Source organism: Streptomyces palmae, from assembly GCF_004684805.1.
Lineage (GTDB): Bacteria > Actinomycetota > Actinomycetes > Streptomycetales > Streptomycetaceae > Streptomyces > Streptomyces palmae.
Genome location: NZ_SRID01000801.1, coordinates 1 through 515, shown reverse-complemented (window position 1 = coordinate 515; position 515 = coordinate 1). Strand labels below are relative to the sequence as shown.

Annotated in this window: 1 pseudogene; it reads left to right on the top strand. The window is 78.3% G+C overall.

Annotated elements, in window-relative coordinates:
• Positions 1 to 129: 129 nt before the first annotated feature.
• Positions 130 to 515 (top strand): annotated as a pseudogene (locus E4099_RS35310) (hypothetical protein); the annotation flags it as partial.

The following is a 515-nucleotide window of genomic DNA, read 5'->3' as shown; positions in this document are numbered from 1 at the left end:
GACCACGCGGTGTCCCCCTCCGGTACGGGCCGGCCGGCGCCCGCCGTCCGCTCGGTGCCCTCCATGCTGGAGCGCAGCCGGCGCGCCAAGGTGCTGGCCCGCCGCCGGCGGACCACGGTGGTGCTCTTCATGGCGTTCACCCTGGGCGCGGTGGTCGCCGCCGTCGGCGGCCTGGCCTTCCTCTGGGCCCCCGGAGCCCCGGCCGTGCTGCTCAGCGCCTATATCGCCTATCTCCGCATCCAGGAGCGCCGCCGCTACGCCTTCACCATGGACCAGCGGCGCGCCGAACTGGCCGCCCAGCGGCTGCGTGAGCGCGGCAGCCGAGAACGGGCCCAGCGCCCGCCCGCCGCCCATGCCGAGAAGGATCCGACCGACCACGGCCCGAGCGGCGGAACCCCGCGTCCGGTGCGGGAGCGCCCCGCGGGCACCGCCCGTGACCCGCAGCCGCAACCGCAGCACGGCGAGAACCACCCTCCGCGCGCCGAGGCCCGCCCGGCCCGCGCCGAGGCCCACCC